This window comes from Streptococcus sp. Marseille-Q6379, from assembly GCF_965119505.1.
Genome location: NZ_CBCPLV010000001.1, coordinates 262,934 through 276,592, shown reverse-complemented (window position 1 = coordinate 276,592; position 13,659 = coordinate 262,934). Strand labels below are relative to the sequence as shown.

Sequence of the window (13,659 nt, the reverse complement as noted above, 5' to 3'; positions counted from 1 at the left end):
TATCCAAGGAGGTGTCTTACTCCTTGGATTATTATTTACTCTTATGATAACTCGGAGGTTTTCATTGATCAATCGTCTTTCTGTCACGCAAAAGCTGGTGCTCAGCTTTGTCTTTGTCATTATAGTGGGAAGTATTTTACTTAGCCTTCCCATAAGCCACTATGCTAATAGTCCAGAAACAAGCTACCTGGATCATCTCTTCAATACTGTGTCAATGGTCTGTGTAACTGGACTTTCTGTTGTCCCGGTCAGTAAGGCTTACAATGGTCTCGGTCAAATTTTCTCTATGCTTCTCATGCAGACGGGAGGACTTGGGCTCGTCTCTCTTATAGCCTTTAGCACCTATACCCTGAAAAATAAATTAGGACTGAGTGATCAAGATCTCCTTCAATCCGCACTTAGCAGGGATAACCAAAAAGATTTGAAAGCTTATCTTTTTAAGGTCTATAAAATTACTTTTTCTATTGAAGCTTTAGCAGCACTTGTGATTATGACTGATTTCATTCCTCGTTTTGGACTTGGTCACGGCATTTTTAATAGTCTCTTTCTAGCTGTCTCTGCCTTTTGTAATGCTGGATTTGACAACTTAGGTTCTAACAGTTTACAGGATTATGCAACCAATCCAACCATTAACCTTGCTGTAGCTTTTCTCATTATGTCTGGAAGTTTGGGATTTGCAGTTTGGATTGATTTGATTCAACTATTGCGACGTTATATTAAAGATCGTCCAAGGAATTGGAAATTAGCTTGTAGACCTTTCAGCAATCAAAGCCGTCTTGTTCTTATAAGTACAGGCTGTCTCCTCTTGGGAGGAACACTACTTGCTTGGTTACTGGAAATGGATAACTCTAAGACAATCGGTACTCTCAATGTCTGGCAACAACTTCTGGTGAGTTTCTTTCAGACTGTAACCATGCGTACCGCTGGCTTTGCAACTATTTCCTATACCAATGTCGATTTCTCCACAAATCTTCTTTTTATGATTCAAATGATTATTGGGGGTGGTCCTGGAGGAACTGCGGGTGGTATCAAGGTGACAACTGCCACTATCATGTTCCTGCTTTTTAAGTCAGAGCTATCTGGTAACTCGAGCGTTGTTTTTCGAAATCGTATTATATCTAATAAGACTGTTTTGCAAGCATTCACAGTTATCCTCTTTTTCCTAACAATGCTCTTTGTCGGCTATGTTATTTTGCTGGAGACTAATCCTACACTATCGCCCCTAGGCCTACTTTTTGAGAGTGTGTCAGCCATTGCTACCGTTGGTGTTTCAATGGATTTGACCCCTAATCTAAATACTCTAGGACGACTCGTTATCATGTCTCTGATGTTCATTGGCCGTGTTGGACCTATCACTGTTCTCTTGAGCTTGATGACCAAAAAAGAAAAGCATGTCTCTTATGCCCCAACTGATATTTCAGTTGGCTAAACAATTTTATTCATTGACAATATTCTGAAAGGATTTTATATGAAAACACAAATTATTGGGGTCCTCGGTTTGGGAATCTTTGGACAAACCATTGCAACCGAACTCTCCTCTTTTGGACAAGACGTTATCGCCTTAGATAATAACTCTACAACAATTGATTCCCTTGCTGATCAGGTGACTAAGGCCGCTGTTGGTGACATTACTGACATTGACTTTCTACGTTCTGCTGGTATTGATACTTGCGATACGGTCATTATTGCAACTGGAGAACACTTAGAATCTTCTGCACTGGCGCTCCTGCAATGTAAAAAACTTGGCATTACAAATATTATTGCTAAAGCTATGAATAACAATTATGAGGAAGTCCTTTACGGAATGGGGGCCAACTGGGTCATCACTCCTGAGCGTAGCACAGCAAAAGACTTGGCTTCAAACATCCTCCGTTATAACATTTCAAATGTTTTTCATTTAGAGGACGACGTGGCTTTAATTGAACTTAAAATTCCAAAAGAATGGGCTGGAAAGTCTTTGCATACATTAAATCTAAGACAAAATTATAACGTCAACGTTATTGGTTTTAGAGATGAGCAAAATGGCAAGTTAAACACTCACTTTGACCCAAGTAAGAAACTACCTGACGAAGGAATCATCCTAGTTGTCGCCGACAATCGGACACTAGAAAAATTTGATTATTTAGGCTATTTGAAATAACAAAAAAACGTTCCAATCTCGTTCATCTGGACAAGACGGGAACGTTTTTTTATTATGCTTAATGGCAGATTCTCTCTATGCTAAGAGCATTATCTCCATGGATTATAAAAACGACCATGATTGAAGAAAATTAATCCAATACTAATCCCCAATATAAGGATAGCTGATAGGATGACAAGGTAATCTTGTTTCATCAAAGATTTATGCACATACCATGTACGTTTTTTGTAGCGACCAAATCGTCGTAACTCCATGGCTGTCGATATGGTATCAATTCGTTCGAGAGATGAAAAAATTAGTGGAAGAACAATTTGGAGATTCCCGCGAATGCGTTTGACCAATCCCACCTTTTGCGACAAATCCAAACCACGAGCCTCCTGAGCCTTACGAATCGTAAAGAATTCTTCTTGAACATCTGGAATATAACGCAAGGTTAAACTCACGGAATAGGCAAATTTATAAGGAACCCCAATTTGATTCAGGCTAGCCGCAAACTGACTCGGATGAGTGGTCATAAGAAAAAGAATAGCAAGAGGGACCGTTGAAAAATACTTGAGCAATAGATTTGCAAGGTAAAAAAGCTCCTGACTGGTTAGATAGAAACGCCCCCAGCCTTCAATAATAACTGTCTTAGCCCCGTAAATTTCTTCACCATAACCAGGTGCGAAAAGGTAGACCATAAGTAAATTAAAGAGAGCAATCGATCCAATAATCTTAACAACGAAAGAAATATCTCGCCAACGAATCTTGGCCAAATAAAAGAGATAAATAGAAAGTAAGCCTACTGCTAGAATAAAACGTGGGTCATAGGTTGCCATACAAGCAACTGAAACCAAGATAAAGAAAAGCATCTTACTTGCCCCAGACAAATCATAGAGGAAACCTTGACCTGACTGATAACCAATTAAACGATTAGACATTAGGGCCTCCTTTTTCGATATAATACTGGGTTACTTCTACTGGATCACTTGACAATTTCTGACCCAAAGTATAAAGAGATGTCTGCTTGAGATTAGCCGACTCAAGTAACTCCTTCTGATTAAGAATTGTAACAGGATTGTCGTCTGCAATGATTTTCCCCTCAACCACAACGAGACAACGATCACTATATTCCAACATGAGCTGCATATCATGGGTAATCATCACAATGGTATGGCCTTGCTTCTGAAGACTGTCCAAGAAATTCATGATATCCGTGTAAGTCTTGTAATCTTGACCAGCGGTTGGCTCATCCAAAATAATGATTTCAGGTTTCAAAACCAAGATAGATGCAATGGTCACGCGCTTTTTCTGACCAAAGGAAAGCGCAGAAATAGGCCATTTACGAAAACTATAGAGACCACAAGTCTTCAGGACCTCATGAACACGCTCTTCAACCTCAGTTTCTTCAATCCCTCGCAAGCGTAAACCAAGAGCCACTTCATCAAAAATCATAGTTTGGCTAATCATCTGATTAGGGTTTTGCAAAACAAAGCCTATACGCTCTGAACGCTCGGCGATGCTATCCTGACTGATATCCTGACCCTTGTAAGTTAATTTCCCTTGACTAGGGACAAAACCGCATAGAGCTTTGGCAAGCGTCGACTTTCCAGCTCCATTTTTACCGACAATCGCTAGTCGTTCACCTTTTTTCAAGCTAAAAGACATATCCTCTATAATCGCTGGATTATCCCCATAGGAAACGCTAAGCCCCTCAACCTTCAAAATAGAATCACTTGAACTGTCTCTTTTATCTTTCAAAACTCTATCTGGCAGAACAAGGTCAGATAAGTCTAAAGCATCCAATTGACTAAGATTTTGTGCACTCCTTGTGTCAAATCCCAACTGACGTAAAACCGTCACATATAGAGGTTCGCGAATCCCATTTCCCAGTAAGAGAGTACTTGATAAAAGCTCATCTGGGCTACCGTTAAAGAGGAGGGTGCCATCATTGACCAGTAAAATCCGGTCAACAGGACGATAAAGAACATCTTCTAGACGATGCTCAATAATAATTGTTGTAGCTCCCACCTCTTTGTGGATTTTATCAATGAGGTCAATGGTTTCCTGTCCTGATTTAGGATCTAAATTTGCTAGAGGCTCATCAAATAGAAGAATAGGACTCTCATCAATCAAGACACCAGCCAAACTAACTCGTTGTTTTTGGCCACCTGATAAGTCTTGAGGGCGGTGATTCAAAAGAGAAGTCAAGTCTAGACGTTCAGCCCAGAGAGCTACCTTATCCTTCATCTCACTTTGATTAGCACAATCATTTTCCAAGGCAAAAGCCAAATCCTCGGCTACTGTTAAGCCAATAAACTGACCATCTGGATCCTGCAATACCGTAGATACTAACTGTGACTTATCATAGATAGATTGCTTGAAAATATCCTGACCATCTATCCTTACCTGGCCTTTTGCCTGACCTTTATGAATATTAGGTATGATACCATTGAGACACTGAGCCAGGGTCGACTTTCCGCTACCAGAAGGGCCTAAAATGAGCACTTTCTCGCCTTTGACAATATCAAAGCTGATATCTTTAAGCGTCGCTTCTGCTTGCGCATCATATTGAAATGTAAACTGATTAAAACTAATGTATTTATCCATGTTTCTACTAAAAAAGAGAGGAGGTATCAAAGCAAACTGACAGTCCCACTCTCCTATGATTCATGCTAGTCTTTGGTAAGACTACCAGATTGTGTACGTGAGCCAGCATAGATTGCAAGAAGGAGGGTTCCTCCGATTGCAATTGTAATAAAGTTAGCTACGCCAGCTACAAAACTTTGTGCATAAAGATATGACCAGGCTTGTGCGAATTGGAGTCTATCACCAATAGGGGTAACGATACCATAGGCAATAAGGAGGGCCAATGCTTGTGCTAGGTTAAACCAAATCATACTCATCAAAGAAAACTTGCCAGTTGTCACATCATATTTTTTGTTGAATAGACCAATTACAAGACCTGTAATGGCACTTGCAAACACCCAAGCCCATGAGATATTTCCGTATTGAATACCATCTTTAAGCGCATGCCCAATAAAGCCCATAAAGAAACCTGTAATAGGCCCAAAAATCACTGAGAATAGGGCTTGAACAGCATACTGAAGTTGGATGCTGGTATTCCCAAAAATAGGAATATTAACAAACATACCAATGATAATAAAGAGTGCTGCACCAATACCTGTCGCAACTACTGTACGAATTGAATTATTTTTCATAATCTTACTTTAATCTCCTAAACGTTTAATTTCAATGTGCCAGTTAGACCCTACACCAACATTATAAGCCTTAGCAAAAGACCCTTGGTTAATGGCTAAGCCAACACGATAGAGGGAATTGATATAAATAATTGGCTGACCGATACGAACATCCGCAAAAGATTTCCCATAGGTAACTTGATTTTGGTAGACCAACATATCATTGTTAAAGATGGTCACCTCGAATCGATCACCAAAGTTTGGTTCCAAGGCATAAAAGTCATCGCGTGTGATAGAGGTCCAAAGAGAGCCGAAACGGACGTCCAAAATATCAATTGCACCACGAACCAAATTATCCTCTATGATGGTTTCAACCACTGGAAGCTCTAGAATTTTGTCCACAGGTAACTCAGGACCTACTTCATCAAAACTGATATGACCAGAAGCTAATTTGGCACCTGTATAGGCATAAACATCACGACCATGGAAGGTATAAGACAGCTCCGTATTACTACGACGATTCTCAACTTCTGAAATTTCACGGACAGCAACGATACCGACATCCTTCTTGATATAAGAAAGTGTTCCGTTATCTGGTGTGACGATATATTGCCCCGTCTTTGTTAAGGCAACCACACTTTTACGTGATGAGCCTACACCCGGATCAACTACCGAAACAAAGGTTGTTCCCTTTGGCCAGTACTCGACAGTCTGAAACAGACGATAGGAAGCTTCAAAAGTGTTGTAGGGTGTAATATCATGTGTAAGGTGATGAACTCCCAAACTTGGTTCTTCTTGAAGAGCAACACCAATCATGGCCGAAACAGCACCGTCAACCAAACCAAAGTCTGATTGAAGCACCAATAAATTATTAGTCATAAATGTTTCACCTTTTCTCTTTGAACGGTTTATTTTACCATATTTTATGGGCTTTTTAAAGATGATAGATTCTTGAGCTAGCTATAGTCTTTGACTATGTTTTCTCCAAAATCAAAAAGCCAGCCAAATCGGCCGACCTTATACAATTATCTATACTTTCTTCCAACGGCTCTTTTCTGCTACTGCTGTAAAAAGCACGTCTGTTGAAGAGTTAAGGGCTGTTTCACAAGAGTCTTGGATGACACCTACGATAAAGCCAACACCAACAACTTGCATGGCCAAATCATTTGAGATACCAAAGAGGCTACATGCTACTGGCACTAATAGAAGGGATCCTCCAGCAATACCTGAGGCACCACAGGCAGAAATAGCTGAAACCACACTAAGAATGAGTGCTGTCGCAAAATCGACCTGAATTCCCAAAGTCGTTACTGCAGCAAGAGTTAAGACATTGATTGTCACGGCTGCCCCAGCCATATTAATAGTTGATCCCAAAGGAATAGAAACTGAATAGGTATCAGGATTTAAACCAAGATCTTTACAAAGCTGAAGATTAACAGGAATATTAGCTGCTGACGAGCGAGTAAAGAAGGCTGTAATCCCAGAATCTTTCAAACAACGGAAAACCAGTGGGAAAGGATTTTTTCCCATCATCACAAAAGCAATGATAGGATTAACAACCAAGGTAACAAAGGCCATTGTTCCCACTAAAACAAGGATTAGGACACCATAATCCGCCAAAACACCCACACCATTCTCAGAAATAGTATTAAAGACAAGACCAAGGATACCAAATGGCGCCAAGTTAATAATCCAACGAACGATTTGTGAAGTCACTTCTGCCAAGGTATGTAGCAAATCTTTCGTGTGAGTGCTAGCTGTTCGCATGGCGAAACCAAAGACAACCGCCCATACTAAAACACCAATGTAGTTGGCTTGAGCCAAGGCATTGACAGGGTTATCCACCATCTTAAGCAACAAATCTTTAAAGACTTCTCCCACACCTTGAGGTGCCGTCGCTTTAGTCGCTGCCGCTGCTCCCAACTTCAGAGAAATTGGAAAAATATAGTGAGAAATAACAGCCGTCAATGCTGCCGCAAAGGTCCCAAAGAGATAAAGAACAATAACTGTCTTCATGTTGCTTTGTTGCCCTTCTCGCGTTTGAGAAAGGGCATTGGCAACCAAGGCAAAGACCAAGAGTGGAGCAATTGCCTTCAAGCCACCAACAAACATATCCCCTAAGAGACCAATAACCGTAAACTTAGGAACAAGCAAACCAAGTACAGCACCAATTACCACACCAATGGCAATACGCTTGATTAGACTGGTCCTATTCCAAGTTGAAATAAATCGTTTCATAACTCATTAACTCCTTTTTATGGTTAGCTCAACCATAAAGTATTCGATAGCCTCCATACTATGATAAATATCTGAAATCGTCAAGACATGAGAAAAGCCTGTGGCAAACAGGCTCTCAAATCCTATTTATGACTCAATTTACGGGTCAAGAAATCACCCAAGAATTGGATAAGGAAAATCAAAATCAAAATCAAGAAAGTTGCCAAAATGGTAACTGATGTACTTGAACGGTTATATCCATAGTAGATGGCGATGTAACCAAGACCACCTGCACCGATAGCACCGGCCATTGCAGTTTCACCGACTAGGGAAATCAGAGTTACGGTTGATACACGAACCAATTCTGGAAGCCCTTCACCAAGGTAAACCTTAATCGTATCCCAAAGTGTCGCACCACTAGCTTGTGCTGCTTCAATAACGCCACGGTCAAGATCTGCAAGCACTACCTGTACTTGACGTGCAAAGAATGGGAAAGTCGCAGCTGACAATGGAACCAAGGCTGCTGTCATACCAAGGTTAGTCCCTACGATAAAGTAAGTGAAGCCTTTCAAAATCGCCAAGAGGATGATGAAAGGAATGGCACGGAAGATTGAAGTGATTTTATCCAAGATTTGGAAAACAAATTTATTTTCAATGACTCCACGAGGACCTGTCAATACCAAGAAGAGCCCCATAACAAGACCAAGAAGCCCCCCAATGATGAAGGAAATAACCGTCATATAGAGAGTCGCATAGATGGCGTCTGGCCAAGAGTTAACCCCCTGCATACCAATACGATAAATATCTGGAAAGTTTTGTTGAATCCAATCTGCCATTATTGGGCTCCTTTCTTAAGTACTTGCAAGCTGACACCTGCATTTTCAATCGCTTTTTGGGCAGCAAGAACCTTATCTGCCTCACCATCCAATACAACGACCAATTCACCAACAGGTGTATCACCTAGAATCTCAAGGTTACCGTAAAGGATGTTACTTGAAACTCCGTAATCTTTGAAAATTTCAGTCAAGAGTGGCTCATCTGTTGAAGAACCAGCATATTTAAGTTGAACAAGAAGGGCTGAGCCTGGTAAGTTTTTCACTACGGGTTGTGCATTAATCTTAGCCAAGGCATCTTCAATCCCTGCAGCAGTTTCAATAAATTCTTGTGTCAAATCTTCTTGTGGATTTGAGAAGATATCAAGAACACTGCCCTCTTCCAAAAGTTGACCATTTTGCATAACAGCCACACGATTACAAATGTCTTTAACAATTTGCATTTCGTGGGTGATCATAACCACTGTCAAACCAAGCTTTTTATTCAAATCCTGCAAAAGTGAAAGGATCTGCTTAGTTGTTTTTGGGTCAAGAGCTGAGGTAGACTCATCTGAAATCAAGATTTCAGGATCATTAGCCAAGGCACGGGCAATCGCTACACGTTGTTTTTGACCACCTGACAACTGTGCAGGATAGTTTTCGGCACGATCAGCCAAATCAACCAATTCCAAAAGACCACGAATTTTTTTGTCTTTCTCTTCATTGCTTAGTTTAGAATGACGAAGAGCAAAAGCTACATTTTCATAAGCCGTCTTTTGAGCCATAAGGTTAAAGTGTTGGAAAATCATCCCAATCGTTTGACGTTTCTGGCGCAATTCTTTTGTCGTCAATTGGACCTGACCGTCCTGAAAAGTCACATCTTTACCAATAGTGATTTTACCAGCTGTAGGTACTTGTAAAAGATTGATCGCACGCACAAGGGTAGATTTACCAGCCCCTGAATAACCAACAATTCCGTAAATATCACCTTTCTCAATCTGGATAGACACATCCTTAACCGCTTGAATAGTGCGGCGTTTCTGCGTAAAGGTGATATCAATATTTTTCAAATCAATAATGACATTACTCATAACTTGCAATTAACTCCTTAATTAGTTCAATGTGGGTGTAGTAATCTGCTAGACTAACATTTTCATCCCCACCATGGTCACGACTGTTAGCATTCCCTATACCAAAGGCTGCCATAGGAACACCCAAAGCCTGATAAATCATATGCATAGGCCCCGTACCTGCTGCTGTTGGAAGGACCGCGACACCTTCTTCATAAAAGCCTTTTGCTAACTCAATAACATTGACAATAGCTGGATCAGACATATCACTTCGATAACTTTCTTCACCAAGAGTGAAGGTTACCTTGATACGGTCAAATCCTTCTTTTTTGAGGTGAGCCTTAATACACTCCAAAACGTACTCAGGTGTCAAGCCAGGGACCAAACGCATCTCCATCTTAGCTCTGGCTTGAGCTGGTAAGATGGTCTTAACCCCTTGCCCCTGATAACCTGTTGAAATTCCCTCAATAGAAAGAGCAGGCTCAAAATAGTAAGTTTTTAAGAACGCTCGGCGGTCACTTTCTAAAATGGGTAGTTTTAAGCCGTAAATCCTACGAAGACTGTCTGCATTTTCAATGGCATAAGTTTCGATAAGATTCATCTCTCGTTCGTTTGGTTGGACAATCTTTTCATAGATGCCGTCGATAAGGATACGTCCCTGATCATCTCTCATGCTTGAGATAGCATTGAGCAAGTACCATGACGCCGATTCAATCACTGCACCAAATTTAGAGTGGATATCAACATCAGCACTCTCGACAGACAAGTCAAAGGTAATAATCCCCTTGTTCCCACCTGTGATTTCCAATTGACCTTTACTATTTCGGTTCCCTTGCTCCCAAACCAATAGGTCTGCTGGAAGAAGATCATCTCGGTATTTTTCTAAATATTTTTCAAGGTCTGTTGATGCAGATTCTTCAGCACCTTCCATCATAAACGTAATATTTACAGGAAGATCTCCGACCTCACGAATATACTTACGAAGGGCTGTCAGACGAGCTGTAATATGCCCCTTATCATCATCGACACCACGACCATACATATATCCCTTTCGAACAGTCAGACGGAAAGGTTCATCGGTCCATGGCTGATCATTGTCCGCAGGAACAGTATCATAGTGTTGATAGAAAATAATTGTTTTCGCATCTGGATTTGGACTCTTGAATTTCGCCAAGACAAAAGGTGCCGTATGGGTCTCGTCAATTGTCACCTCTGCGCCAACACCAGAGAAAATCTCACCAAGGTAAGCAGCTACATCATAGAGACCAATATTTTGAGCAAAAATAGATTTTTTAGAAATCAAAGTCCGCAAAACTTCAAAATAGTGCTGAGCAATTTCATCGTTACGAAATTTTCGTAACTGCTCTTCTTCACTTGAAAATGCCATCAAATCGTCTCCTTCATACACGACAAAACGGCGTGCTCTCACACGCCCTCTGTCCTTAGCTTATTTCTTTGAATTAGCTTTCAATTGATCTTGTGTTGGGGCACCTTTCCATGCTGGAAGGTCAACCTTGTTAGATGCATCATAGATGATTTGCGCTACTTCATCATTTTGGTAGGCTTTAATCAAAGTCTTGATAGCATCAGCTTTATTTGATTTTTCCCAATCTTTATTAGCTGCAATGATATTGACCCAATCTTTCAAATCTTGGCTTGGATCTTCTTGGAAGAGGGTTGTGTCATAGTCAACATTTTGTTGTTGTGCGTATGAGTTGTTAACAACTGCTGCATCTACAGATGAAAGAGTTTGGGCAGCTTGTTCAGCTGCGATTTCTTTGATATCCAGTTTCTTTGGATTTTCAGAAATGTTCTTGATAGTTGCCAATTCACCATCTTTAACATCCAACTTAATCAAACCAGCTGTTTGAAGGAGTGTCAACGCACGGCTTTCGTTTGTACCATCGTTAGGTACTGAGATAGTAGCTCCATCTGGAAGCTCTTTAACATCTTTATACTTAGCTTTTCCGTTTTCAGTACCTGAGAAAAGGTGGATTGGGCTAAGAAGTGTGTCAGCTGCCGCAACAACATCACCCTTATTTTCTTTGTTCCAGTTGTTCAAGAAATAAATGTGTTGAAAAGCATTAACATCGATTTCGCCGTTTTTAAGGGCTTCATTTGGTTGGTTGTAGTCTGTGAACTCTTTCAACTCGATAGTAACACCCTTGTCTTTAGCCAATTCTTTGACTTTATCCCACAATGGCTCAGTAGTGTCATCCAAAGTCATGACACCAACTGTCAAAGTTTTATCATCCTTAGCTGATTTGTTACCGCCAGCACCACAAGCAGCCAAAGCTACTGTTGAAGCGACTGCCAATCCTGTAATTCCAAGAATTTTTTTAAGTTTCATAACGAACTCCCTTTAATTGTTTTAAGTGTAAAATTATTATCCCATAGGATAAGAATTGTAGCAAATTGTTTATAATTGTATATATCTATAGTTTTTAACTATAACATGTCCTAGATTTTAATTATATGAAAAAGCTGAGAATTATTCCCAGCTCCTTTCTTATTTTTTGCTTGGAACTTTCAAAGCGTCTTTAGTTGGAATATAATCTTTGTTTCCAAGGAATTTTTCAGCCAACTTAGCCAAAGTACCATCTTTTTGGAGTTCTTCCAAACGTTTGTTTACAAATTTTTGAAGATCTTTTTGGTTATCTGCGAACAAGAAGTAGATATATGGTTGTTGATCAGATTTAAGTTCAATCGTCTTCAAGTTGCTCAACTTATTATTTTTGATAATTGAATTAACAGTTGGTGCATCAAAAATCTTGAAGTCGTACTTACCTTCATTCAAACTTGTCAACATTTGTGTAATATTTTCATTTGTGTAGTTAAGTTCAACTGGCTTGTCTGAATGTTTATCATTAAACTCTGTCAATTGAGTAGCTGTCGATGTTCCTTGAACAACCTGCGTTGAGTGTCCAGCAATATCATCATATTTCTTAATATTACTATCTTTTGGAACAGTCAAAACAGCTGGTGTGGTACCAATTGGATATGAGAAGAGATATTTTTGGTCACGTTCTTCTGAATAAGAGATATTGTTCCCAGCCATTTGGTATTTAGCTGAGTCAAGACCTGTGAAGACTGAAGACCATTCTGTTTTTTGAAATTTCACTTCATATTTGTCAGAGTCTTTGAAGACTGCTTTAGCCACTTCCACATCGTAACCAGTCAATTCACCGTTTTCTTCATATGAGAATGGTGCTGTTGTCCCAACAGTGGCAAAGTTAATTGTTTCTTTAGCACCTGAAGATTTAGAGGCTTCTTTTGATGATTTAGATGAACATGCAGCAAGCAAAGCTACTGAAGCAATGGCTACACCCGTGATTCCAAGAATTTTTTTAAGTTTCATAATATTCTCCTTTGAGATTGATTGTTTTTATTGTAACAGAATTCACTAAGCTTAACTAATACTTAAACATAATCAAGGTGATAAGAAAATACTATCACCTAAAAATATCAATTGTTTGACAAGAAAAAAGCAGAAAACCAATAACGATTTTCTACCTTATTCCTAATTAATAATGCGACAAACGCTCAATTACTTGCTGGTTATTGAGCACTTCCTGGGCAGGAAAGAAATCAGCCTTACCATCTTCGAAAAGAAGAACATCAGCCTTTTCATGATGAAGATGCTTAAAGTGATGAGCAGACATGATAATGGTTTTCCCAGCTGAATGAAGCTCATGTAGAAGTTCCCTAAAAAATTCTTCATATTCTTTAGAAAGATTATTGAAGGGTTCATCAAGAATATACACATCTGGATTCGTTACCATGATACTGGCAAAAGCCACTTTCTTCTTTTCTCCACCAGACAGTTGATAGGGAACGCGATCTCTTAAATCTTCAATTTTAAGCAGGGATAGCGTGTCTTGAACGCGCTGTGAGACTTTTTCTTCGGTTAGACCTAGCTGGCGAGGACCAAAAGCAATCTCATCATAGACAGTACTATTAAATAACTGACTATCCACATCCTGGAAGAGGATTCCGAGGCGACTATAAAAATCTCGTTTTTGACGTTTGTCCTTCAGCCATTCTTTGAGGTCCTTCCCTAAGAAAAGAATGCGACCAGATTCTTCCTGCTTGAAGCCAGTTAATAAACTGATAAGACTTGATTTCCCAGTCCCATTTTCCCCCATCAACATCACATATTGTCCTTGTCTAATCTCCAAATCAAGACCAGTAAAGACCTTTTTTTGTTCATAGGCACAGGCCACTTGTTTCAATTGAAACAT

General features: G+C 39.9%; 13 protein-coding genes. 2 read left to right on the top strand and 11 right to left on the bottom strand.

Features of this window, described 5'->3' with window-relative positions:
- The first annotated feature begins 64 nt into the window (after positions 1-64).
- Both ACWPVZ_RS01455 and ACWPVZ_RS01450 read left to right on the top strand, forming a co-directional pair.
- Complete coding sequence (locus tag ACWPVZ_RS01455) at positions 65-1,429, top strand: TrkH family potassium uptake protein (RefSeq protein ID WP_269780036.1); 1,365 nt, start codon at positions 65-67, stop codon at positions 1,427-1,429.
- A gap of 39 nt (positions 1,430-1,468) precedes the next feature.
- Entirely contained in the window at positions 1,469-2,140 is a 672-nt protein-coding gene (locus ACWPVZ_RS01450) for a potassium channel family protein (RefSeq protein ID WP_104020636.1), read from the top strand.
- An 89-nt stretch (positions 2,141-2,229) separates the two neighbouring features.
- On the opposite strand, the gene ACWPVZ_RS01445 is transcribed toward ACWPVZ_RS01450, so the two are convergent.
- The 11 genes from ACWPVZ_RS01445 to ACWPVZ_RS01395 all read right to left on the bottom strand — a co-directional run bounded on the left by ACWPVZ_RS01445 (position 2,230) and on the right by ACWPVZ_RS01395 (position 13,659).
- Positions 2,230-3,060, bottom strand: a complete 831-nt coding sequence (locus tag ACWPVZ_RS01445) for an energy-coupling factor transporter transmembrane component T family protein (RefSeq protein ID WP_037599013.1) — start codon at positions 3,058-3,060, stop codon at positions 2,230-2,232.
- Positions 3,053-4,729 (bottom strand): ABC transporter ATP-binding protein, encoded by a 1,677-nt coding sequence (locus ACWPVZ_RS01440; protein ID WP_037599011.1) that lies wholly within the window; start codon positions 4,727-4,729, stop codon positions 3,053-3,055. The genes ACWPVZ_RS01445 and ACWPVZ_RS01440 overlap by 8 nt, the downstream gene beginning before the upstream one ends.
- Before the next feature lie 65 nt (positions 4,730-4,794).
- Positions 4,795-5,340 (bottom strand): ECF-type riboflavin transporter substrate-binding protein, encoded by a 546-nt coding sequence (locus ACWPVZ_RS01435; protein ID WP_002889953.1) that lies wholly within the window; start codon positions 5,338-5,340, stop codon positions 4,795-4,797.
- 9 nt (positions 5,341-5,349) lie between these two features.
- Positions 5,350-6,198 (bottom strand): SAM hydrolase/SAM-dependent halogenase family protein, encoded by an 849-nt coding sequence (locus tag ACWPVZ_RS01430; RefSeq protein WP_110980915.1) that lies wholly within the window; start codon positions 6,196-6,198, stop codon positions 5,350-5,352.
- Between the two features lie 150 nt (positions 6,199-6,348).
- Positions 6,349-7,557, bottom strand: coding sequence for a serine/threonine transporter SstT (sstT, locus tag ACWPVZ_RS01425; protein ID WP_454380591.1), 1,209 nt, complete (start codon positions 7,555-7,557; stop codon positions 6,349-6,351).
- Positions 7,558-7,679: 122 nt separating this feature from the next.
- A complete protein-coding gene (locus ACWPVZ_RS01420) occupies positions 7,680-8,372 on the bottom strand; it encodes a methionine ABC transporter permease (protein ID WP_002883771.1) in 693 nt (230 codons plus the stop codon).
- The gene (locus ACWPVZ_RS01415; RefSeq protein ID WP_073949306.1) at positions 8,372-9,439 is read right to left on the bottom strand and encodes a methionine ABC transporter ATP-binding protein; all 1,068 of its coding nucleotides are present in this window, start codon (positions 9,437-9,439) and stop codon (positions 8,372-8,374) included. The genes ACWPVZ_RS01420 and ACWPVZ_RS01415 overlap by 1 nt, the downstream gene beginning before the upstream one ends.
- Positions 9,432-10,805 (bottom strand): M20/M25/M40 family metallo-hydrolase, encoded by a 1,374-nt coding sequence (locus ACWPVZ_RS01410; protein ID WP_037597417.1) that lies wholly within the window; start codon positions 10,803-10,805, stop codon positions 9,432-9,434. The genes ACWPVZ_RS01415 and ACWPVZ_RS01410 overlap by 8 nt, the downstream gene beginning before the upstream one ends.
- A gap of 60 nt (positions 10,806-10,865) precedes the next feature.
- On the bottom strand, positions 10,866-11,768 hold the full coding sequence (locus ACWPVZ_RS01405; RefSeq protein WP_013990049.1) for a MetQ/NlpA family ABC transporter substrate-binding protein: 903 nt from the start codon (positions 11,766-11,768) through the stop codon (positions 10,866-10,868).
- 159 nt (positions 11,769-11,927) lie between these two features.
- A complete protein-coding gene (locus ACWPVZ_RS01400; RefSeq protein WP_013990048.1) occupies positions 11,928-12,776 on the bottom strand; it encodes an amino acid ABC transporter substrate-binding protein in 849 nt (282 codons plus the stop codon).
- A 166-nt stretch (positions 12,777-12,942) separates the two neighbouring features.
- A complete protein-coding gene (locus ACWPVZ_RS01395; protein ID WP_060972175.1) occupies positions 12,943-13,659 on the bottom strand; it encodes an energy-coupling factor ABC transporter ATP-binding protein in 717 nt (238 codons plus the stop codon).

Coding starts and splice junctions, on each gene's coding strand:
- ACWPVZ_RS01450 (WP_104020636.1), top strand. CDS start 1,469: ATGAAAACACAAATTATTGGGGTCCTCGGTTTGGGAATCTTTGGACAA.
- ACWPVZ_RS01445 (WP_037599013.1), bottom strand. CDS start 3,060: ATGTCTAATCGTTTAATTGGTTATCAGTCAGGTCAAGGTTTCCTCTAT.
- ACWPVZ_RS01440 (WP_037599011.1), bottom strand. CDS start 4,729: ATGGATAAATACATTAGTTTTAATCAGTTTACATTTCAATATGATGCG.
- ACWPVZ_RS01435 (WP_002889953.1), bottom strand. CDS start 5,340: ATGAAAAATAATTCAATTCGTACAGTAGTTGCGACAGGTATTGGTGCA.
- ACWPVZ_RS01430 (WP_110980915.1), bottom strand. CDS start 6,198: ATGACTAATAATTTATTGGTGCTTCAATCAGACTTTGGTTTGGTTGAC.
- sstT (WP_454380591.1), bottom strand. CDS start 7,557: ATGAAACGATTTATTTCAACTTGGAATAGGACCAGTCTAATCAAGCGT.
- ACWPVZ_RS01420 (WP_002883771.1), bottom strand. CDS start 8,372: ATGGCAGATTGGATTCAACAAAACTTTCCAGATATTTATCGTATTGGT.
- ACWPVZ_RS01415 (WP_073949306.1), bottom strand. CDS start 9,439: ATGAGTAATGTCATTATTGATTTGAAAAATATTGATATCACCTTTACG.
- ACWPVZ_RS01410 (WP_037597417.1), bottom strand. CDS start 10,805: ATGGCATTTTCAAGTGAAGAAGAGCAGTTACGAAAATTTCGTAACGAT.
- ACWPVZ_RS01405 (WP_013990049.1), bottom strand. CDS start 11,768: ATGAAACTTAAAAAAATTCTTGGAATTACAGGATTGGCAGTCGCTTCA.
- ACWPVZ_RS01400 (WP_013990048.1), bottom strand. CDS start 12,776: ATGAAACTTAAAAAAATTCTTGGAATCACGGGTGTAGCCATTGCTTCA.
- ACWPVZ_RS01395 (WP_060972175.1), bottom strand. CDS start 13,659: ATGTTTCAATTGAAACAAGTGGCCTGTGCCTATGAACAAAAAAAGGTC.